Genomic DNA, 20146 nt, shown 5'->3' with positions numbered 1-20146 from the left:
GCGGCCCGTGCTCAGCCCGCGGCCCGTGCTCAGCCCGCGGCCCGTGCTCAGCCCAGCGGCCCGGGGCTCGGCCCGGCGGGCGCCCGTGCTCAGCCCAGCGGCCGGTACCTGCCCCGGAAGTACAGCAGTGGGCCGCCCTCGGTGCTCGGTACCGCGGCCGTCAGCACGCGGCCGATGACGAGGGTGTGGTCGCCCGCCGTGACCCGCTGCTCGGTGCGGCACTCCAGGGTGGCGAGCGCGCCGCCCACCAGCGGGGCGCCCGTCGCGGTGCCGCGCGTGCGGGCGATGTCCTCGAAGAGCAGCCGGTCGCTGATGCGGCCCTTCATCGCGAAGCGGCCCGCGATGTGCCGCTGGCTCTCGGCGAGGACCGACACCGCCCACAGCGGCTGCTCGTCGAGCAGGTCGTCCATGCGGGAGCCGGTGCGCAGGCTGACCATGACGAGCGGCGGCTCCAGCGAGACCGACATGAACGCGGTCGCCGTCATGCCGACGTCCTCGACACCGGGAGCCCCGGGGTCGTCGGGGTCCAGCGGGGGTTCCTGCGCGGTCACCAGGACCACGCCCGCCGCCAGCCGGGACAGCGCGGCCCGGAACTCGTCGTCGCTCACCCCCTCAGCATGCCCGGAACCGGCGAGGGTGGTGGAAGAGGCGGTGTTCAGCACGCCGGAAACGCTAGTCTCCGCCCCGGCGGCCCGCATCGGGCCCGCGGAGGAGCCGGGACCTAGGTCCAGCGGCCGATCCGCCGCGGTCGGCAAGCGGGCACGGCCACACGTCCCGCGGTCGGGAACGCACCGGCGAAATGCAGAAGCTTCACTGAATTGTTCATGTTCGCCTGTGACTTGAGTCACAAGGGGCAGGAATTGTTGACCCTGTGTACCGAGTGGGCAGCGCGCTGTGATTCAGTGGCGGGGAAGCCGCGACAGACCGGAAGAGCCACCGCGAAGAAGCGCCGGGCACAACCCTTGATTCGCGCCGAGGTCTCGGGGGGAGGGCGAGCATGGAGACCGAGTCGGAGCCGTATGTCCGTCTTGCGTCCCTGCGACAGCTGCACCAGGTCATGGCCGACATGAACACGGCACGCAGCCTCGCGGACACCCTCCAGACCGTCGCCGACGGCGCCGTCAGCGCCCTCGGATACGAACTGGCGTGCGTGAACCTCGTACGGCCCGACGGGGACCTCGTCGTCGCCGCCTTCTCCGGGAACCCCGCCGCCGAGGCCCTGATCACCGGCCGGGCCGGCTCCCGGGCGTCCTGGGACCGGCGGCTGAACATGGGCGAGCGCTGGGGCGACCTCGTGTTCATACCGCACACCGAGGGCTGGGTGCTGGACGACGACGACGTCCCGCAGTGGTTCACCGACGGCCCCGCGCCCCGCTTCGAGGACGAGTGGCACCCCTCCGACCGGCTCTTCGCGCCGATGTACAGCCCGGGCCTCCAGGGCGGGACGTCCTCCGGCGAGCTGCTCGGCGTCATATCCGTCGACCGGCCGCGCAACGGCCGCCGGCCGGGCGCCTGGGGCCGCGAGGCCCTCCAGATGTACGCGTTCCAGGCCGCCATCGCGATCAGCAACGCCCGGCTGCGCTCCAACATGCAGCGCGCCCTGGTCCGCCTGGAACGCGAGCAGCAGGCGCTGCGGGCCAGCGAGGAGAGCTTCCGGCAGGCCTTCGAGTACGCCCCCTCCGGCATGGCCATCGCCGAGATGGGCGGCGACCAGCACGGCCGCATCCTGCGCACCAACGACGCCCTGTGCCGGCTGCTGAACCGCCCCGCCGCCGCGATGCGCCGCTACTCCTTCTCCGACCTGGTGCACCCCGAGGACATCGGCACGCTGCTGCGGACCTCGGCGGAGGGCGGGCGCGCCGAGCTGCGCCTCGCCCGCCGGGACGGCAGCTACGTGTGGGTGTCCCTGCGCAACTCGGTCGTCGCGGACGCGGCCGACGGACCGCGCTTCCTGCTCACCCACGTCGAGGACATAGAGGAGCGCAAGCGGCGCGAGCTGCAGCTCGCCCACCGCGCCTCCCACGACTCGCTGACCGGGCTGCCGAACTCCGCCGAGCTGCGCGCCCGCCTGTCGGCCCGGCTGTGCGGGCGCCCGGCGCACGCCGGCGCGCTGGGCTCCCTGGACGCGGCCTACGGCCACCCCGCGTACGACCTCCCCGGCGGCCACGGCTTCGACTTCGCGCCGGGCGCGGAGGCGTACGACGGGTACGACCACCACGTGCACACCGCCGCCCCCGAGGACGACCGCGACGACGGGGCCAAGGGGCTCGCGGTGCTCTTCTGCGACCTGGACGGCTTCAAGTCGATCAACGACCGGTTCGGGCACAACGCGGGTGACGCGGTGCTGATCGAGGTGGCCCGGCGGCTGTCGCGCGGGGTGCGGGACGGCGACACGGTGGCCCGGCTGGGCGGCGACGAGTTCGTGATCCTCGCCGACGGGCTGGGGCAGGCCGACGCCCAGGACCTCGCCGTACGGCTGCGCAACGAGATCATCCAGCCGATCCGGGCCGAGGGGCGGGCGGTGCGGGTGGGCGCGAGCTTCGGCATCGGGTGGGCGCACTGCGGGATGACGGCGGACGAGGTGTTGAAATCCGCCGACGAGCGGATGTACGTCGAGAAACGATCTCGTCCCAAACAACATCGTCGCGCGGGATGAGGCGCAGGTCAGCGAAGTGATGCGGTCCGGGTCACCCGTTTGGGCCGACGGAACCGGGTAGGCTCGCCATTCCGTACACCCCCACACCCGCACCTGTTGAGGAGTACCAAGGGATGACGCCCGGCGACAACGGCGCGAGCACGCCCGAGGACGACGACCCGTTCGGCTACCTGTACGCGGACGGCCAGGCCAGAGGGGCCCAGCCGCCGTCCGGCGGTTACGGCTACCCGGGCTCGGTCAACAGGGTGCGGGCGGTCGGCGAGCGCCAGTACAGCCAGCAGCAGGCGCCGCCCCACGTCCCGCAGCAGCAGGGCGGCTACGGCCAGCCGAACGCCCACTACCAGGCACCGGAGACGCTGCCCGGCGGCACCCCGCCCCCCGGCCGCCCCCCGGCCCCCGCCCGCCGGGGCCCCAACACCAAGGGCCTCCTGATCGGCGCCATCGCGGTGGTCGCCGCGGTCGTCATCGGCATCGGCGTCGCCATGCTCAACGGCAACTCGGACGACGACAACTCCGCCAACACGGCCGACCCGACCCAGTCCCAGTCCGAGACCGGCGAGCCGAGCCCTTCGGGGAGCGGCGCGGCCACGGGCGACCTGCCGAAGGTCGACGCGACGGACGGCGCGGTCCAGCTGGCGGGCGGCGCCACGAAGGCCACGGACGTCAAGGGCGCCCAGTCCGGTGACGGCAGCTATGTGACGGGCCTGAACAACGTCGGCTCCTCGATCACCTGGACCTTCGACGGCATCCCCGAGGCCGGCAAGTACAGCGTGTACGTGGGCTACAGCGTTCCGGGCAAGGACGGCGACGCGACCCTCGTGGTCAACAACACCCCGTCCACGAATCCCGTGAAGTTCAAGAACTGGAGCCACGCCACCTCGGGCGACTACGAGAAGGGCTGGACGAAGACGTACAACTGGCTCCAGCTCAAGAAGGGCCGGAACACCGTCTCCCTCTCCTGCGGCCAGGGCAACCAGTGCGACGCCCTGGTGGACCGCCTGTGGCTGGTGAAGGGCTGGGTCAACAGCTGACCCGCGCGGCTCCTACGCCGCACTGACCTCCCCCGTAACCACCACCCGCCCCAGCACCTCCTCGTACACCCCCCTGTCGAACTCCCCCGCGGTCGCGGCCCGTACCGTCGCCGCCGACAGCGCCACCGCCCGGGACAGGCGGGTCGGCCAGGGGAGTTGTTCGGTCAGGGCGGAGAGGAGGCCGGCCACCGCTGAGTCGCCGGCGCCGGTGGGGTTGCCGTGCAGGAGGGTGGGTGGGGTGGCTCGCCAGCGGCCCTCGGGGGTGTCCGCCAGGAGGCCCCGCGGGCCCAGGGAGGCGACCACGCAGTGGGCGCCCCGGCGGCGGGCGTCCCGCGTCGCGCGCAACGGGTCGTGGGAGCCGGTGAGTTCGGCCAGCTCGTCGGCGTTGGGCTTGATGATGTCGGGGCGGGCGGCCACCCCTCGGCGCAGCGGCTCGCCGCTGGTGTCGAGGAGGACCGGCACCCCGGCCGTGCGAGCGGCGCGGACCAGGCCCGCGTACGCGCCCACCGGCACCCCCGGCGGCAGGCTCCCGCACAGGGCCACCGCCGAGGCGCCGGGCAGGAGTTCGTCGTAGCGGGCGAGGAACGCGGCCCACTCCGAGGGGGAGACCTGCGGACCCGGCTCGTTCAACTGGGTCGTGTCGCCCGAGAGTTCCGAGACCACCGCTATCGTGCGCCGGGTCGGGCCGGTGATGGGGGTCAGCGCGTCCGTCAGGCGGGGTGTCCGCGCGAGGTGGGCGCGGACCAGGTCGCCCGTCGCGCCGCCCGCGAGGCCCGTGACCGTCACCTCGTGGCCCAGTGCCGCCAGCACCCGCGCCACGTTCACGCCCTTGCCGCCCGGCCGTTCCAGGACGTCCGTGACCCGGTGCGAGGTGTCGGGCCGCAGCGACCGTACGCGATAGGTGAGGTCAAGAGCGGTGTTCAGTGTGACCGTGAGGATCACCCGGGCCGACCTCCCTCGAAGTCCCTGCGCCTGCATCGGTTTCCGGGGCCACGATCATGCCAAACGGACGGCGGCCGGCCCAGTCCGGGTCCGGCCGCCGACGGAGGAAGAGGCAGACAGATCAGGGCAGTTGGGGAGCTAGCACCCACTCGCCCCGGCGCAGCACGCCCTTGATGCCGAAGTCCGCGTCCAGCAGCACCAGGTCCGCGTCCTTGCCGGGCTCCAGCGAGCCGATCCGGTCCGACAGGCCCAGCAGGCGGGCCGGGTTGACGGAGAGGGCCGTCACCGCGTCCGGCACCGACAGCCCGTCCACCGTCACCGCCCGCTGGAACGCGCGGTCCAGCGTCAGCGTCGAGCCCGCGATCGAGCCGCCCTCCACCAGCCGGGCCACCCCCTCGCTGACCTCGACCTCCAGCGGGCCCAGCATGTAGCGGCCGTCGCCGATGCCGGCCGCGTCCATCGCGTCGGTGATGAACGCCACCCGCTCCGCGCCCGCGTGATGGAACGCCAGCTCCAGCGCGGCCGGGTGCAGATGCGTGCCGTCGTTGATCAGCTCCACCGTGACCCGCTCGTCCTCCAGCAGGGCGGCGATGGGCCCCGGGGCGCGGTGGCCCAGCGTGGGCATCGCGTTGAACAGGTGCGTGGCGACCGTGGCACCGGCGTCGATCGCCTCCACCGTCTGCTCGTACGTCGCGTCCGTGTGGCCGATCGCCGCGATCACCCCGTGCTCGGCCAGCAGCCGCACCGAGTCGACGCCGCCCGGCAGCTCGGTCGCGAGCGTCACCATCTTCGCCCGGCCCCGCGCCGCGTCGATCAGCTTGCGGACCTCGGCCGGGTCGGGGTCGCGCAGCAGCGCCTCGGAGTGCGCGCCCTTGCGGCACGGGGAGATGAACGGCCCCTCGAAGTGGATGCCGGCGATGTCCCCCTGCTCGGCCAGCTCGCTCAGCAGACCGGCCTGGCGCACCAGCAGGTCCATCTCGTCGGTGACGGTGGAGGCCACCAGGGTGGTGGTGCCGTGCAGCCGGTGCGTGCGGATCGCGGTGAGGATCTGCTCGGGGGTGCCGGAGAAGGAGGCCCCGCCGCCGCCGTGGTTGTGGATGTCGACGAAGCCGGGGACCAGCCAGTGGCCGGTCACGTCGATAACCTGCGCGTCTTGAGCGGCCTCGGCCACGATCCCCGTACCCTCGACGGCCACGCGCCCGCCGTCCACCACTCCGCCGGGCAGTACCACCCGCGCACCTGCGAGAACCAAGCTGGGAGCCATCAGGCGGTTACCTCCGGGGGATCGGTGGGGTCGGAGTCGGGGTCGAGGCCAGGGTCGGAGTCGAGGCCGAGGCCGGTGGAGCCGAGCAGGTCCCGCGCGAGCAGCCCCGCGCCCAGGCAGCCCGCCGTGTCGCCGAGTGCCGCCGGGACGATCGACGGCACCTTCTGGAACGTGACCCGGTGCCGGACGGCGTCCCGCAGGGGTCGGAACAACACTTCCCCCGCCTCGGCCAGGCCGCCACCGATGATCAGGGTGCGCGGGTCCAGCAGGGTGAGCGCGGTGACCAGCCCGTCGGCGAGCGCGTCCACCGCGCCCTGCCAGATCCGGGCGGCCTCCGGGTCGCCGGCCGCGACGGCCCGCGCGCAGTCGGCCGCGTCCGCCTCCGGGTCGTCCGAGGCCGCGGCCCACGCCTCGCTGACGGCGGACGCGGAGGCGTACCGCTCCAGGCAGCCGTACTGCCCGCAGGGGCAGGGCGCCCCGCCGGGCCGTACGACGATGTGGCCGATCTCGCCCGCGAAGCCGTGCGCGCCCGACTCCACCCGGCCGTCGATGCCGATGGCACCGGCGATCCCGGTGCCGAGCGGCACGAACAGGAAGCGGTCGGCGCCCTTGCCCGCGCCGATCCGGCCCTCGGCCAGGCCGCCGGTGCGCACGTCGTGGCCGAGGGCGACCGGCACCCCGAGCCGCTCGGCGAGCAGGGCGCGCAGCGGTACGTCCTTCCAGCCGAGGTTGGCCGCGTAGACGGCGGTGCCGTGCGTCTCGTCGACGATGCCCGGGACCGCGATGCCGGCCGCGGCGGCCGGCTCGCCCAGGTGGTCGACGCCGTGCGCGCGCAGCTCGGCGGCGAAGTCGAGGATGCCCTCGACCACCGCGTCGGGTCCGCGTTCGCGGCCGGTGGCCCGGCGGGCGCGGTACAGCAGGGCGCCGTCCTCGCCGACGAGGGCGGCCTTCATCCCGGTACCGCCCACGTCGAGGGCGATGACATGTCTCACCACGGGTCCTAGTGTGACCCCCGCACCCGGGAGAGGTCTAGTCCACTCACGTGGTGTAGACCTTATGCGTCCACAGGAAGAACGGTCAGACAGCAGGGTTGGGGCTTTGACGGTGCGTCGGCGTACGGCAGGAACGATCGCGGTGGTGTCCGCACTGGGCATGACGGCGACCCTCGGCGGCTGCGGGGGCTCGGGCTCCTCCGACGTGACCCTCAGACTCGTCGCCGCGGACTACGGCGACTCGCGCGACGACAGCTCCAAGAAGTACTGGGACGGCCTGGTCGAGGAGTACGAGGCGAAGCACCCGGGCGTGAAGGTCGAGGTCAGCGTCTACTCCTGGAACGACGTCGACAGCAAGGTCAAGGCGATGGTCGACGCCGGCGACGCCCCGGACCTCGCGCAGATCGGCGCCTACGCCGACTACGCGGCGGCCGGCAAGCTCTACCCCGCCTCCGAGCTGCTCTCCATCCGTACCCAGGCCGACCTCCTCTCCCAGCTCTCCGACGCCGGGCAGTGGAAGCACGTCCAGTACGGCATACCCTTCGCCGCCTCCACCCGCGTCCTCTTCTACAACAAGACGCTCTTCGCGAAGGCCGGCATCACCCCGCCCACCACCTGGGACGACCTGGCCGCCGACGCCAAGGCGCTCAAGGACAAGGGCGTGAAGTTCCCCTACGCGCTGCCGCTCGGCCCGGAGGAGGCGCAGGCCGAGACCATGCAGTGGATGCTCAGCGGCGCCAGCACCGGCACCGGCTACACCGACGACGTCGGCACCTACACCATCGACTCCACCCAGAACGTCGACACCTTCACCTGGCTCAAGGACGACCTGGTCGGCAAGGGCCTGACCGGTCCGGTCGCGCCCGGCAAGCTCAACCGCGCGGACGCCTTCGCCGCCTTCGCGGACGGGCAGGTCGGCATGCTGAACGGGCACCCCACGCTGATCCAGCAGGCCGCCAAGAAGGGCGTGAAGTTCGGCATGGTCCCGATGCCGGGCCGCGAGGGCACGGCCAGGGCCTCGATGGGCGTCGCCGACTGGATGATGGCCTTCAAGCAGGGCGGCCACGCCGACCAGGTCGGCGACTTCCTCGACTTCGTCTACAGCCAGAAGAACGTCCTGGACTTCTCCCGCGAGTACGGGTTGCTGCCGGTCACCGGCTCGGCCTCCAACACCATGACCGCGTCGGACGCCAAGGCCGACGAGACCCTGCACCCCTTCCTGGAGCAGCTGCCCACCTCCGAGCTGTACCCGGTCGGCAAGACCTCCTGGGCCTCGGTCAGCGCGGCCGTGAAGAAGGACATCGGCCAGGCCGTCGCCCCCGGCGGCAGCCCCTCCGGCGTCCTGACCCGCCTCCAGGCCACGGCGACGGCGGCCGACAGCAGCGCCGCCAACTGAGCCCGGTGTCCGACCCCGGCGTTACGGTGCCCGCATGGAACTCGCCCCCCGCGAACTGGCCGTGCTCGCACTGGAACGCCGGTCCTTCCCCGGCCCCGGCGCCAAGGAGCGGGCGATCCGGGAGGAGCTGAACCTCTCCCCGGTCCGCTACTACCAACTCCTCAACGCCCTCCTCGACGACGAGCGAGCCCTCAGGCACGACCCGGTCACCGTCAACCGCCTGCGCCGGGTCCGGGACGACCGCAGACACGAACGCTGAGGAGCTTTGAGGAGCCGAGGAGTGGACCAGGCCCCCCGCGGATAGGGTCGATCCATGGGCACCCCTACGCCGAACCCGATGGACCCTCTGCCGACCCCCGTCACGCAGGCCGGGCGGGACGGACTCGCCGCGCTGCTGGCCAGACCCCGTACGGCGGTGGTCGGGCTGGACTTCGACGGCACTCTCGCCCCCATCGTCGCCGACCCCGAGCAGGCCCGCGCCCACCCGGACGCGGTGCCCGCGCTCACCGCCCTCGCGCCCCGGATCGCGCACGTCGCCGTGATCACCGGACGCCCGGCGGGCGTCGCCGTCCGCTACGGCGGTTTCGCCGGCGTCCCCGGCCTCGACCACCTCACCGTCCTCGGCCACTACGGCGCCGAGCGCTGGGACGCGGCCACCGGCACCGTCACCGCCCCCGCCCCGCACCCCGGCGTCGCCGCCGTCCGCGCCGAGCTGCCGGGCCTGCTGGACCGGGTGGACGCCTGGCAGGGCACCTGGATCGAGGAGAAGGGCCGCGCCGTCGCCGTCCACACCCGCCGCGCCGAGGACCCGCAGGCGGCGTACGAGGCGCTGCGCGCCCCCCTCGCCGACCTCGCCACCCGGCACGGCCTGATCGTGGAGCCCGGCCGGATGGTGCTGGAGCTGCGCCCGCCGGGCATGGACAAGGGCGTGGCCCTCGCCGAGTACGTCCGCGAGACCGGCGCCGAGTCCGTCCTCTACGCCGGCGACGACCTCGGCGACCTCCCCGCCTTCGCCGCCGTGGACAAACTCCGCTCCGACGGCATCCCCGGCCTCCTGGTCTGCAGCGGCAGCACCGAGGTCCCCGAACTGGCCACCCGAGCCGACCTGGTCGTGGCCGGTCCCGAGGGCGTGACGGCGCTCCTACGGCAGCTCGCGGCGCGGTTGGCCTGACCGCCCGAGTCCGGGTCTCCGGGTTCTCTGGTGCGCGGCGGCAGCGGACGGACGCCGACGGCTCCCAGGCCGTGACAGCGCTGCCGCACGCCCTCGCGGCCCCATGGACCTGACCGCCCGGGGCCGGGCCGGGGCTACCGCTGCCCACCCCCAGCCCGGAGGCCACCAAGCCCGCCGACCCGCGCCCGGAGGGCGTGGCCGCCCTGCTGCGAGGCTCGATGGTGCGGTTGCCTTTGAGCGTCTGCCGCCGAGTCGCCCGCCCCGGGCCCGGAGCGCGTGGCCCCCGCCCTCGCTGCGCAGGTGGCTTGACCGGCCGGGTCCGGGTGTCCGGGGCCTGCGGTGCGCGGCGGCACCAAGAGGGTCCCGGCGGCCCGCAGGGCGTGACGGCACCGCTGCGGGCCCTCGCAGCTCGGGCCACCTGGGCGTATCGCGCCCGCGCTGCCGAGGCGCCGGGGGCCCTACCGGTGTGCAGTGTCAGTCCGGATGTCGCCGAGCCCGCCGACCAGCCCGCCCCGGTCGCGCAGCTGGCTTGATCCGTCGGTGCCGGTGTCCGGGGTCCTCGGTGTGCGGCGGTAGCAAGAGAAGTCCCGGCGGCCCGCAGGGCGTGGCGGCGCTGCTGTGGGCCCCCGCTCCTCGGCTCGCCCCTCAGCTCGTCCGGTCGTCCAGGGCGTGCAGTTGGTCGAGGAACCACTGGGCCGGGGGCAGGGCGGTCGCGGCGGACGCGAGGCGTTTCGAGCGTTCCGCGCGCTCGGCGGGCGGGAGGGTCAGGGCCGTGTGGAGGGCATCCGCCGTGCCCGTGATGTCGTACGGGTTGACCACGATCGCGTCCTCGCCCAGCTCCTCGTACGCGCCCGCCTCCCGGGACAGGACCAGCGCGCAGCCCTCGTCGGAGACGACCGGGATCTCCTTGGCGACCAGGTTCATGCCGTCCCGGATCGGGTTGACCAGGGCCACGTCGGCGAGCCGGTACGCGGCCAGGGAGCGCGCGAAGTCGTCCTTGACGTGGAGGACGACCGGGGTCCAGCCGGGCGTGCCGTAGTGCGCGTTGATCTCCTCGGCGACCCGCTGCACCTCCTCCGTGTACTTCCGGTAGACGGCGAGGTCCTGCCGGGACGGGTAGGCGAACGCCACGTGCACGACCCGCTCGCGCCACTCGGGGCGGTCCTCCAGGAGCTGCCGGTAGGCCAGCAGGCCGCGCACGATGTTCTTGGACAGCTCGGTGCGGTCGACCCGGACGACGACCTTGCGGCCCTCGCCGATCTCCTCGCGCAGCGCGGCCATCCGCTCGGCCACGTCGGCGCGGTGCGACCGCTCGCGCAGGAAGTCGGCGTCCGCGCCGAGCCCGTGCACCCCGAGCCGGGTGCCGGCCGGGATGCCGGGGCCGAGCACCGCGTGGCAGCAGTCCCGGAAGGCGTCCGCCCAGCGCTGGGTGAGGAAGGCCGCCCGGTCCGCGCCCAGGATGCCGCTCAGCAGCTCGGCCGCGATGTCGTCGGGCAGCAGCCGGAAGTACTCCGGCGGCGCCCACGGGGTGTGCGAGAAGTGGCCGATGCGCAGGTCAGGGCGGAGCCGGCGCAGCATCCGGGGCGCCAGCGCCAGGTGGTAGTCCTGGATCAGCACCGCCGCGCCCTCGGCCGCCTCCTGCGCGAGCGCCTCGGCGAAGGCGCGGTTGTACGCCTCGTACGCCGCCCACTGCCGCCGGAACTCCGCGTCGAACACGGGCTCCAGCGGCGTCTGGTACAGCATGTGGTGGACGAACCAGAGCACGGAGTTGGCGATGCCGTTGTAGGCGTCCGCGTGCACGGCCGCGTCGATGTCCAGCATCCGCACCCGCTGCCCGCCGGTCTCCCCGGCCGGCAGCAGCCCGCCCTCCGCGCGCCGTACGGCCGCCCGGTCGCCGTCGCCGAGCGCGGCGCACACCCACACCGCGTCGGTGTCCGGGCCGATCGCGGACAGCCCGGAGACCAGCCCGCCACCGCCCCGTTTGGCGTGCAGTGAGCCGTCCTCACCTTGCTGATACGAAACCGGGCCGCGGTTGGACGCGACCAGCACCTGAGCACCGTGCGTGGAAGCCATGGTCCTCAACCTAGCCCGGCCCGGAAACGCTCAAACGTACGGAACGCGCGGGAAGAGCGCTGTATACGGCCGTTCTTCCGGATCCACGCGATCCACGCGCCGGGTCACGCCACCCGGCGTGCCGCGTACTCCGCGATCTCCGCCATCGGCGGCCGCTCCTCGGTGTCCACCGAGTACGTGCGCGGCTCGAACCCCTCCTCGCCCCGCTCGAACTGGGTCAGCGAGGGCCGGATCAGCTGCCCGCGGGCCAGCCGGAGCTGCGCGGTGCGGTAGATGGCGGCGGCCATCCGGCCCAGCGCCTGACCGTCCTGGTGCCGGTGCTTGCGCACCCCGATGTCCACCTGGCCCAGCGCGTCGAGACCGACCAGGTGCAGGGCGTCCACCAGCATGCCCAGCTCCACGCCGTACCCGACCGGGAACGGGAGCTGCTCCAGCAGCGAGCGGCGGGCCGCGTACTCGCCGCCCAGCGGCTGCACGAAACCGGCGAGCCGCGGCCAGTGCATGTTCAGCAGCGGGCGCGCCATCAGCTCGGTGACCCGGCCGCCCTGTCCGGCCGCGCCGCCGAGCGGCCGGTCGTACATGCCCTTGACCAGGTCCACCCCGGGCTCGGTGAGCAGCGGGCCGACGATCCCGGTGACGAAGTCGGAGGAGAACTCCCGGAGGTCGGCGTCGATGAAACAGACGATGTCGCCGCTCGTCACCAGCAGCGAGCGCCACAGCACCTCGCCCTTGCCGGGGACGGCGGGCAGGCGGGGCAGGATGTCGTCGCGGTGCACCACCCGGGCACCGGCCGCGGCGGCGACCTCGGCGGTGCGGTCGGTGGAGCCGGAGTCCACGACGACGATCTCGTCGACCAGCGGGACCTGGTCCACCAGGTCGTGGCGGATGACGGCGACGATCTCGCCGACGGTCGCCTCCTCGTTCAGCGCGGGCAGCACGACGCTGATCGTCTGCCCGGTGCGCTGCTTGGCGGCCAGAATCCGGTGCGGCGGGCGGTCGGTCAGGGACCAGGAACGGGTGGTGAGCCAGCGCTCGACTTCTCGCAGCACGGTCTGCGGCTCCTCACTGTCGCGGCCACACGTCACCGTGTGGTCCATCTCGCGGTTCGGACGACTCTCTCAACTGTCCTGGCCTTCGGTTACAGTCTTGAACAACGCCGATGACCATCGCATGTCGGGGGTCGCGCGCGTTCACAACCGAATACCGCTCATCCAGAGGGGCAGAGGGACACGGCCCGATGAAGCCCCGGCAACCCTCCAGCCGATTCTCGTAGATCACTTCTGATCGTCTCCGCGAGGCTCCCGGCTAGGGAAGGTGCCAAATCCGTCTCACGGCGAGGTGCGTCGTGAGGAAGATGAGGAGAAAGGGCCTCGCCTCCATGGCTGTGCAGACTGTCGCAAGCACCACGAACTCCACCGTCGACCTCGGCCCTGCCGCCGCCCTGAGCTGTCGCGAGTGCGGCCACCGGGTGCCGCTCGGGCCGGTCTTCGCCTGCGAGGAGTGTTTCGGGCCGCTGGAGATCGCCTACGACTTCTCCGCCTACGACACCGAGAAGCTCCGCGCGAGCATCGAGGCCGGCCCCGCCAACATCTGGCGGTACGCACCCCTGCTGCCGGTCCCCGCCGACGTCGCCGGCAAGCCGAACCTCAACCCCGGCTGGACCAAGCTGGTCAAGGCCGACAACCTGGCCGCCGAGCTGGGCGTCACCGGCGGCCTGTTCGTCAAGGACGACTCCGGCAACCCGACGCACTCCTTCAAGGACCGCGTCGTGGCCCAGGCCCTGGAGGCCGCCCGCGCCTTCGGCTTCACCACCCTGTCCTGCTCCTCCACCGGCAACCTCGCCGGTGCCGTCGGCGCCGCCGCCGCGAGGGCCGGCTTCCGCTCCTGCGTGTTCATCCCGCACGACCTGGAGCAGGGCAAGGTCGTCATGGCCGCGGTCTACGGCGGCGAGCTGGTCGGCATCGAGGGCAACTACGACGACGTGAACCGGTTCTGCTCCGAGCTGATCGGCGACCCGGCCGGCGAGGGCTGGGGCTTCGTCAACGTCAACCTGCGGCCGTACTACGCGGAGGGCTCCAAGACCCTGGCGTACGAGATCTGCGAGCAGCTCGGCTGGCGGCTGCCGGACCAGCTCGTGGTCCCGATCGCCTCCGGCTCCCAGCTCACGAAGATCGACAAGGGGCTCCAGGAGCTGATCAAGCTGGGCCTCGTCGAGGACCGGCCGTACAAGATCTTCGGCGCGCAGGCCGAGGGCTGCTCGCCGGTGTCCACCGCCTACAAGGCCGGGCACGACGTGGTCCGGCCGCAGAAGCCGGACACCATCGCCAAGTCGCTGGCCATCGGCAACCCGGCCGACGGCCCCTACGTCCTGGACATCGCGCGCCGCACCGGCGGAGCCGTGGAGGACGTGACGGACGCGGAGATCGTCGACGCCATCAAGCTGCTGGCCCGGACCGAGGGCATCTTCGCGGAGACGGCGGGCGGCGTGACCGTCGGCGTCACCCGCAAGCTGATCGAGTCCGGCGCGCTGGACCCGGCGAAGACCACCGTCGTCCTCAACACCGGTGACGGACTCAAGACCCTCGACGCGGTGGCCGGCACCGGGCTCACCGCCACCATCCGACCGAACCTGGACTCCTTCCGAAAGGCTGGCCTCGCATGAGCGTGACCGTTCGCATCCCGACCATCCTGCGCACCTACACCGGCGGCCGGGCCGAGGTCAGCGCCGAGGGCACCACCCTCGCCGAGGTCATCGGGGACCTGGAGAAGAACCACGGCGGCATCGCCGGCCGCGTCCTGGACGACGACGGCAAGCTGCGCCGGTTCGTGAACGTCTACGTCAACGACGACGACGTCCGCTTCGAACAGGGCCTTCAGACCGCCACCCCGGACGGCGCCGGCGTCTCCATCATTCCGGCGGTCGCCGGCGGCTGCTGACGGAATGACCGAACATTACCGTTGGTAACACCGGTAACGCGTTGTTCATCGGATTGCCCCCTCCGTGAGAGAAGCGGAGGGGGCAATTCTGCGTGATTGAGCGCGGTAGGGTTGGGGAACGCGGTCGCGACCCCCGGGTCACCGGCCCCGCATTCCTGCCGGGTCACCCGCCGAGAAACAGCCAAAGCGCCCGGTCTTATGCGGCGTTTGCACCTTTTACGGGGCCCGACTTGCCCTGAATTCAGCCGAATTCTCGGCACATTCCGGACCGGGCACGTCCGGAATTCTCGTCCGATTGACCTGTTGCAGACGGCAGTTGGACAGATACATTCAGCGGCGGTCGACGCGTTCCGGCGCACGCCCCCCGTCCGATTCCGGCCCGGGGGTGAGGTCTGACCCGGGTCCGCGAAGTGCGGATCTGTGCAAGGGCCAGTAATAGGGGAGTTAGGCATGGCTCAGGGCACCGTCAAGTGGTTCAACGCGGAGAAGGGGTACGGCTTCATCGCGGTCGACGGTGGTGCGGACGTATTCGTCCATTACAGCGCCATTCAGATGGACGGCTACCGCACCCTGGAAGAGGGCCAGCGGGTGGAGTTCGAGATCTCGCAGGGCCAGAAGGGCCCGCAGGCCGACATGGTTCGCCTCAGCGCCTGAACGTTTCTCGCACGTTTCTCGCACGTCTCTCGGCCGAAGGGCCCGCACCACGCACAGGGTGCGGGCCCTTCGCCGTGCCCGCGGCCCCGGTCCCCGCGCGGCTGACCCGCCGCCCTCACGCAGCCAAGGCGCTTGCACTCGACCATGCCGAGTGCTAATCATTGGCGTTAGCACTCTGAAGGTGAGAGTGACAACGAAGGACCGAGTCGGTGAGGTCCGCGGGCCACGTGGGGAAGGAACCACAGGCCGGCGAACCGTCCGTCGCGGGCGCGGGCGCGGTCCGAAGGAATCACCCCCAGTCCTGGAGGGACCACTTCACATGGCCAAGATCATCGCGTTCGACGAGGAGGCGCGGCGCGGCCTCGAGCGCGGCATGAACCAGCTCGCGGACGCCGTCAAGGTGACGCTCGGCCCCAAGGGTCGCAACGTCGTCCTCGAGAAGAAGTGGGGCGCCCCCACGATCACCAACGATGGTGTGTCCATCGCCAAGGAGATCGAGCTCGAGGACCCGTACGAGAAGATCGGCGCCGAGCTGGTCAAGGAAGTCGCCAAGAAGACGGACGACGTCGCCGGTGACGGTACGACCACCGCGACCGTGCTCGCCCAGGCCCTGGTCAAGGAAGGCCTGCGCAACGTCGCCGCCGGTGCCAACCCGATGGCCCTGAAGCGCGGTATCGAGAAGGCCGTCGAGGCCGTCTCCGCCGCCCTGCTGGAGCAGGCGAAGGACGTGGAGACCAAGGAGCAGATCGCCTCCACCGCGTCCATCTCCGCCGCCGACACCCAGATCGGCGAGCTGATCGCCGAGGCCATGGACAAGGTCGGCAAGGAAGGCGTCATCACCGTCGAGGAGAGCAACACCTTCGGTCTGGAGCTTGAGCTCACCGAGGGCATGCGCTTCGACAAGGGCTACATCTCCGCCTACTTCGCGACCGACATGGAGCGCATGGAGGCTTCGCTGGAGGACCCCTACATCCTCATCGCGAACTCCAAGATCGCCTCGGTCAAGGACCTGCTCCCGCTGCTGGAGAAGGTCATGCAGTCGGGCAAGCCGCTGCTGATCATCGCCGAGGACGTCGAGGGCGAGGCCCTGTCGACCCTGGTGGTCAACAAGATCCGCGGCACCTTCAAGTCCGTCGCCGTCAAGGCCCCGGGCTTCGGCGACCGCCGCAAGGCCATGCTCGGCGACATCGCCATCCTCACGGGCGGCGAGGTCATCTCCGAGGAGGTCGGCCTCAAGCTGGAGAACGCGACCCTGGACCTCCTGGGCCGCGCCCGCAAGGTCGTCATCACCAAGGACGAGACCACCATCGTCGACGGTGCCGGTTCGTCCGACCAGGTCGCCGGCCGGGTCAACCAGATCCGCGCCGAGATCGAGAACAGCGACTCGGACTACGACCGCGAGAAGCTGCAGGAGCGCCTGGCGAAGCTCGCCGGCGGTGTCGCGGTCATCAAGGCCGGTGCCGCCACCGAGGTGGAGCTGAAGGAGCGCAAGCACCGCATCGAGGACGCCGTCCGCAACGCGAAGGCGGCCGTCGAGGAGGGCATCGTCGCCGGTGGCGGCGTGGCCCTGCTCCAGGCCTCCCAGGTCTTCGAGAAGCTGGAGCTCGACGGTGACGAGGCGACCGGCGCCAACGCCGTGCGCGTCGCCCTTGAGGCCCCGCTGAAGCAGATCGCCGTCAACGCCGGCCTCGAAGGCGGTGTCGTGGTGGAGAAGGTGCGCAACCTGACCCCGGGCCACGGCCTGAACGCCGCGACCGGCGAGTACGTCGACCTCATCGGCGAGGGCATCATCGACCCGGCGAAGGTGACCCGTTCCGCGCTGCAGAACGCCGCCTCCATCGCCGCGCTGTTCCTCACCACCGAGGCCGTCATCGCCGACAAGCCGGAGAAGGCCGCCGCGCCTGCCGGTGGCGGCATGCCGGGCGGTGACATGGACTTCTGATCCCCCGCGGATCACCTGTCCTTCTCCGAGGGCGGCATCTCCGGCTTCTGGCCGGGGGTGCCGCCCTCGGGCGTTCACGGGGGTTCAGTCGGCGTAGTCCTTCAGCCTCTCGGTGTCGAGTGTGATGTCGACGGGAGACGGGAGTACGACGGTGGCGCCCCAGGGGTGGGACGAGGACTGCCGGTAGCGGCCGTCCTTGGGCTCGCTGAAGACCGTGAGGGTGTTGTTGTCGCGGTCGATGAGGAGGTAGACGGGGATCTCGGCACCGGCGTAGCCGATGGGCTTGTCGACGCGGTCGCGCCGGTCGGTGTCGCGATCGTGGGAGGTGATCTCCACGGCCATGAGGGCGCCGTCGGAGGGCGACCACTCGCCGTCGCCGGCGAAGTGATCCACCGGCGCCAGGAAACCGTCCGTTCGAGCGCGCCCCTTGCGGTAGGTCTCGGCCCTGACGCCCCGCTCGGGCGCGAGATCGAGGTCGGGCCGCTGTTGCATGCACTGGCGCAGCAACCACATGAAGATCGACGTGTGATTGCCGTCCGGCATGGCTTTGACGACTACCTTTCCGTTGATGTACTCCAGCCGCACGGTTTCCGGGGCGGCGGCCTCAAGCTCCTCGAACTCCTCGACATCGAGCGGGCCGTGGCGGACGCACAGCCGCCCTCCGAGGAACTCCAGCCGGTTCCGCAGCTCCCTCGGAGCCCTGCGGACGAGTTCCTCGAAGTCCTCGACGGACATCTGCGGGCGTTCTTCGGTGTCAGGGGTCATGGCGTCGCCTCCTTCCCTCCATCGTGCCCCTGAGCGGCCATGTCGGACCGTCGAAGCAGTCATGCGGGTGTCCTTTCTCGTTGCCGTAGGGACATCGCAGCGCGGATCTCGCTCGCTCGGGCGTGGACCGCGGGGGCGGGCAGGGGCGTACGGGCGTGTGCGGGGGCGCGTTCGCCTCGGCAGGCTCCGCACACGCCCCCCGGCAGGGCCTCCGGCCGTCCCGGCAGGCCGCACTCGGCGCACTCCAGGACCCGGCGGGGTGGCCGGGGCGCCGGTTCGGGCGGGAGTTTGTCGGTCAGGCGGCGACGGACCAGGGCGGCGGGATGGTGGACCGGGCTGGGCAGGCCCTCGGTCAGCGCCCGCAGCACGTACGCGTCGGTGGCCCCCCGCAAGAACCACTCGGACAGCAGTGGGGCGAGCGCGGCGCAGTCGGCGGCGGAGAGGGACAGGACGGGCGCGGTACGTCCGAGGGCGGCGAGGAGGATGTGCGCGCGGCTGCGGGTGGGCCCCGGCCGATCGGGTGGGGCATCCCGCGGTACGTCGCCGCGTGTGAACGCCGCCCACCAGCCGTCGTCACGTGCGGTACGGGACCACCACGATCGGGTGATCCAGCGGGCGCCGCCGGTGTCGGTGTCCAGCCGTTCGCGGCCCCGCCTCAGGTGGCCGGCCGCCTGGAGTCGGTTGAGGACGGTCCGTAAGGCGCACTGCCCGTACGGGAGCGTCTTGGCCAGCGTCTTCACGGAGATGTCGGCGCCGTCGGGGAGCCGGTCCAGGTACGCGGCGATGGCTGCTTCGCGGGGCGGGAGCTGGGCGAAGTCGTGGGGGGTGGGGCGGGGTTGGTCCGGTGCGGTGCGTTTGCCGTACCCCGGATTGGCCATCGGGGGCGGGGTCGCGTGCGCGGGCGTGGGGGCAGGGCTAAAGTGGGTGTCAGCCACGGGATCGCCTCTTGATCTCGGTGGTCAGACCCCCGCAGGTGTTGTCAGCACCTGGCGGGGGTTGTTCGTTATGCGGGCACGCTAGAGCCTTGTGACTGTCCGTGGCAAGTCGGTCGCGTCATGTCAACGGGCGGGGTGGGAGGGCGGGTTGAGACCCTCCACCCATTCCATGAAAAGAGCGCTCGGATCTCGGGACTTGAGCCCCGGTCACTTGAGAGCGGAGGTGAAGGCCTCCCACGCCGACGCGCTGAAGCAGAGCTTCGGGCCTCGGGGGGTCTTGGAGTCGCGGACGGGGACGAGGGTGGGGCTGCCGTCGGCAACTTCCAGGCAGTCGCCGCCGCTGCCTCCGCTGTACGTCGACTTGCGCCAGCGGGCTACTTCCAAGCAGTTGCCGCCGCTGCCGCCGCTGTAAGTGGACTTGAACCATGTGGCCGTGGCCAGGTCGTACTCAGGGGTGGTCCTCATGCAGGTAATCCTCCGCGATGCCCTCGATGAGGGCCAGAGACTTCTGTGGCGGCAGTGCACTGGCGGTGAGGAGTTCGTAGGTGAAGCGCTGGTGCCTGACGGTGGCTGGGTCGTCTTCCAGTCGACCCGTTCCGACGCTCTCGAAGTAGATCAGCGGCGGGGCGTCCTCGAAGTCCATCAACTTGATGGAGCCCTCCATCGATGCGTGGGCACCGGCACCGAATGGCAACACTTGGACGATGACGCGGCTGCGGCGCGCCAGGCCGACGATGTGGCGCAGCGCTTCCGCCATGACCTCGCGACCGCCCGTCACCCGGCGCAGTGCCGCCTCGTCGATCACCGCCCACAACAACGGGACTGTTGGATCGTCGAGGAGTCGGGTGCGCTCGATTCGCGCCGTAACGAGCTTCTCGATCTCATCCTCCGGAGCGGTGGGCTGATAGGCCCGGCACACTGCGCGCGCGTAATCGGCTGTCTGGAGCAGCCCCGGGACGAGAAGCGGCGCGTACTCCCGGATGGCCGCCGCCTGGGTCTCCACCTCGGCGGCCTCCGCGAAGTGCTCGGGATACTTCGACTTGGCCGCCGCACGGCAATGGCGCTGGAAGAAGTTGCCGGTCCCCAGCACCTCATCCAGCAACCGCGCATACTCCGGCTGCATCCGCCGCGTACCCGCCTCCAGTTGCCCGATGAACGACCCGCTCACGAACAACCGCTGGCCCAGTTCCTCCTGGCTCAGGCCCGCTCTCTCGCGGGCGTGGCGGAGTTCGGCGCCGAGGAGGGCGCGGGGGGAGGAGGACGGGTCGAGGTCCTTGGGTCCGGGCATGGCCAACTCCCTGTCCGACAGCGGCGGCTGTTGGGGTGTCGTATCTGGCCAGGCTAGCCGCGCTGCGACCACGCTGTGTTGCGAATCACCAACTCAACGT

19 protein-coding genes and 1 riboswitch are annotated in these 20146 nt (G+C 71.7%); of the genes, 9 read left to right on the top strand and 10 right to left on the bottom strand.

Features of this window, described 5'->3' with window-relative positions:
- Positions 1-89: 89 nt before the first annotated feature.
- Positions 90-662: a flavin reductase family protein gene (locus tag NX794_RS04365; RefSeq protein WP_258776795.1), complete on the bottom strand. Its 573-nt coding sequence runs from the start codon at positions 660-662 to the stop codon at positions 90-92.
- A gap of 335 nt (positions 663-997) precedes the next feature.
- Between NX794_RS04365 and cdgB the strand changes: the two genes are divergently transcribed.
- Both cdgB and NX794_RS04355 read left to right on the top strand, forming a co-directional pair.
- Positions 998-2656: a diguanylate cyclase CdgB gene (gene cdgB / locus NX794_RS04360; protein ID WP_258776793.1), complete on the top strand. Its 1659-nt coding sequence runs from the start codon at positions 998-1000 to the stop codon at positions 2654-2656.
- Positions 2657-2769: 113 nt separating this feature from the next.
- Positions 2770-3687 carry a carbohydrate-binding protein gene (locus NX794_RS04355; RefSeq protein ID WP_258776792.1) on the top strand — a complete coding sequence of 306 codons (918 nt, stop codon included), beginning with the start codon at positions 2770-2772 and terminating at the stop codon, positions 3685-3687.
- A 12-nt stretch (positions 3688-3699) separates the two neighbouring features.
- Here the strand turns inward: NX794_RS04355 and NX794_RS04350 are convergent, their stop codons facing one another.
- From NX794_RS04350 to NX794_RS04340, 3 genes are all read right to left on the bottom strand, one after another.
- Entirely contained in the window at positions 3700-4629 is a 930-nt protein-coding gene (locus tag NX794_RS04350) for a 1-phosphofructokinase family hexose kinase (protein WP_258776791.1), read from the bottom strand.
- 121 nt (positions 4630-4750) lie between these two features.
- Positions 4751-5893, bottom strand: coding sequence for an N-acetylglucosamine-6-phosphate deacetylase (gene nagA, locus NX794_RS04345; protein ID WP_258776790.1), 1143 nt, complete (start codon positions 5891-5893; stop codon positions 4751-4753).
- Positions 5893-6885 (bottom strand): ROK family protein, encoded by a 993-nt coding sequence (locus tag NX794_RS04340; protein WP_258776978.1) that lies wholly within the window; start codon positions 6883-6885, stop codon positions 5893-5895. The genes nagA and NX794_RS04340 overlap by 1 nt, the downstream gene beginning before the upstream one ends.
- Positions 6886-6997: 112 nt before the next feature.
- On the opposite strand from NX794_RS04340, the gene NX794_RS04335 reads away from it, so the two are divergent.
- The 3 genes from NX794_RS04335 to otsB all read left to right on the top strand — a co-directional run bounded on the left by NX794_RS04335 (position 6998) and on the right by otsB (position 9452).
- Positions 6998-8281, top strand: a complete 1284-nt coding sequence (locus NX794_RS04335; RefSeq protein ID WP_487416671.1) for an extracellular solute-binding protein — start codon at positions 6998-7000, stop codon at positions 8279-8281.
- Between the two features lie 34 nt (positions 8282-8315).
- Positions 8316-8540 (top strand): DUF3263 domain-containing protein, encoded by a 225-nt coding sequence (locus NX794_RS04330; RefSeq protein WP_258776788.1) that lies wholly within the window; start codon positions 8316-8318, stop codon positions 8538-8540.
- Positions 8541-8618: 78 nt separating this feature from the next.
- Entirely contained in the window at positions 8619-9452 is an 834-nt protein-coding gene (gene otsB, locus NX794_RS04325; RefSeq protein ID WP_428985847.1) for a trehalose-phosphatase, read from the top strand.
- Positions 9453-10097: 645 nt separating this feature from the next.
- Here the strand turns inward: otsB and NX794_RS04320 are convergent.
- On the bottom strand, positions 10098-11525 hold the full coding sequence (locus tag NX794_RS04320) for an alpha,alpha-trehalose-phosphate synthase (UDP-forming) (protein WP_258776786.1): 1428 nt from the start codon (positions 11523-11525) through the stop codon (positions 10098-10100).
- Between the two features lie 104 nt (positions 11526-11629).
- Positions 11630-12574 carry a glucosyl-3-phosphoglycerate synthase gene (locus NX794_RS04315; protein WP_258776785.1) on the bottom strand — a complete coding sequence of 315 codons (945 nt, stop codon included), beginning with the start codon at positions 12572-12574 and terminating at the stop codon, positions 11630-11632.
- 155 nt (positions 12575-12729) lie between these two features.
- A riboswitch (SAM riboswitch) is annotated at positions 12730-12886 on the top strand.
- 17 nt (positions 12887-12903) lie between these two features.
- Here NX794_RS04315 and thrC point away from each other — a divergent pair.
- The 4 genes from thrC to groL all read left to right on the top strand — a co-directional run bounded on the left by thrC (position 12904) and on the right by groL (position 17058).
- Positions 12904-14187 carry a threonine synthase gene (thrC, locus tag NX794_RS04310; protein WP_258776784.1) on the top strand — a complete coding sequence of 428 codons (1284 nt, stop codon included), beginning with the start codon at positions 12904-12906 and terminating at the stop codon, positions 14185-14187.
- Positions 14184-14462 carry a MoaD/ThiS family protein gene (locus NX794_RS04305; RefSeq protein ID WP_258776783.1) on the top strand — a complete coding sequence of 93 codons (279 nt, stop codon included), beginning with the start codon at positions 14184-14186 and terminating at the stop codon, positions 14460-14462. Before thrC ends, NX794_RS04305 begins: the two co-directional genes overlap by 4 nt.
- A gap of 450 nt (positions 14463-14912) precedes the next feature.
- Entirely contained in the window at positions 14913-15116 is a 204-nt protein-coding gene (locus NX794_RS04300; protein ID WP_004929928.1) for a cold-shock protein, read from the top strand.
- 319 nt (positions 15117-15435) lie between these two features.
- A complete protein-coding gene (groL, locus tag NX794_RS04295; protein ID WP_258776781.1) occupies positions 15436-17058 on the top strand; it encodes a chaperonin GroEL in 1623 nt (540 codons plus the stop codon).
- An 84-nt stretch (positions 17059-17142) separates the two neighbouring features.
- Here the strand turns inward: groL and NX794_RS04290 are convergent, their stop codons facing one another.
- From NX794_RS04290 to NX794_RS04275, 4 genes are all read right to left on the bottom strand, one after another.
- Complete coding sequence (locus tag NX794_RS04290; protein WP_258776780.1) at positions 17143-17823, bottom strand: Uma2 family endonuclease; 681 nt, start codon at positions 17821-17823, stop codon at positions 17143-17145.
- A gap of 59 nt (positions 17824-17882) precedes the next feature.
- Positions 17883-18701, bottom strand: a complete 819-nt coding sequence (locus NX794_RS04285; protein ID WP_258776779.1) for a hypothetical protein — start codon at positions 18699-18701, stop codon at positions 17883-17885.
- 264 nt (positions 18702-18965) lie between these two features.
- Complete coding sequence (locus tag NX794_RS04280; RefSeq protein ID WP_258776777.1) at positions 18966-19223, bottom strand: DUF397 domain-containing protein; 258 nt, start codon at positions 19221-19223, stop codon at positions 18966-18968.
- Positions 19207-20046, bottom strand: a complete 840-nt coding sequence (locus NX794_RS04275; RefSeq protein WP_258776776.1) for a helix-turn-helix domain-containing protein — start codon at positions 20044-20046, stop codon at positions 19207-19209. The genes NX794_RS04280 and NX794_RS04275 overlap by 17 nt, the downstream gene beginning before the upstream one ends.
- Positions 20047-20146 lie beyond the last annotated feature (100 nt).

This window comes from Streptomyces pyxinicus (assembly GCF_024753135.1).
GTDB lineage: Bacteria > Actinomycetota > Actinomycetes > Streptomycetales > Streptomycetaceae > Streptomyces > Streptomyces pyxinicus.
This window is presented reverse-complemented; position numbering and strand designations above follow the sequence as displayed.

What these genes read in the sequence shown, in the direction of transcription:
- cdgB (WP_258776793.1), top strand. Translation starts at nt 998, where the DNA reads ATGGAGACCGAGTCGGAGCCGTATGTCCGTCTTGCGTCCCTGCGACAG.
- NX794_RS04280 (WP_258776777.1), bottom strand. Translation starts at nt 19,223, where the DNA reads ATGAGGACCACCCCTGAGTACGACCTGGCCACGGCCACATGGTTCAAG.
- NX794_RS04355 (WP_258776792.1), top strand. Translation starts at nt 2,770, where the DNA reads ATGACGCCCGGCGACAACGGCGCGAGCACGCCCGAGGACGACGACCCG.
- NX794_RS04300 (WP_004929928.1), top strand. Translation starts at nt 14,913, where the DNA reads ATGGCTCAGGGCACCGTCAAGTGGTTCAACGCGGAGAAGGGGTACGGC.
- NX794_RS04330 (WP_258776788.1), top strand. Translation starts at nt 8,316, where the DNA reads ATGGAACTCGCCCCCCGCGAACTGGCCGTGCTCGCACTGGAACGCCGG.
- NX794_RS04285 (WP_258776779.1), bottom strand. Translation starts at nt 18,701, where the DNA reads ATGGCCAATCCGGGGTACGGCAAACGCACCGCACCGGACCAACCCCGC.
- nagA (WP_258776790.1), bottom strand. Translation starts at nt 5,893, where the DNA reads ATGGCTCCCAGCTTGGTTCTCGCAGGTGCGCGGGTGGTACTGCCCGGC.
- groL (WP_258776781.1), top strand. Translation starts at nt 15,436, where the DNA reads ATGGCCAAGATCATCGCGTTCGACGAGGAGGCGCGGCGCGGCCTCGAG.
- NX794_RS04290 (WP_258776780.1), bottom strand. Translation starts at nt 17,823, where the DNA reads ATGACCCCTGACACCGAAGAACGCCCGCAGATGTCCGTCGAGGACTTC.
- thrC (WP_258776784.1), top strand. Translation starts at nt 12,904, where the DNA reads ATGGCTGTGCAGACTGTCGCAAGCACCACGAACTCCACCGTCGACCTC.
- otsB (WP_428985847.1), top strand. Translation starts at nt 8,619, where the DNA reads ATGGACCCTCTGCCGACCCCCGTCACGCAGGCCGGGCGGGACGGACTC.
- NX794_RS04320 (WP_258776786.1), bottom strand. Translation starts at nt 11,525, where the DNA reads ATGGCTTCCACGCACGGTGCTCAGGTGCTGGTCGCGTCCAACCGCGGC.
- NX794_RS04275 (WP_258776776.1), bottom strand. Translation starts at nt 20,046, where the DNA reads ATGCCCGGACCCAAGGACCTCGACCCGTCCTCCTCCCCCCGCGCCCTC.
- NX794_RS04305 (WP_258776783.1), top strand. Translation starts at nt 14,184, where the DNA reads ATGAGCGTGACCGTTCGCATCCCGACCATCCTGCGCACCTACACCGGC.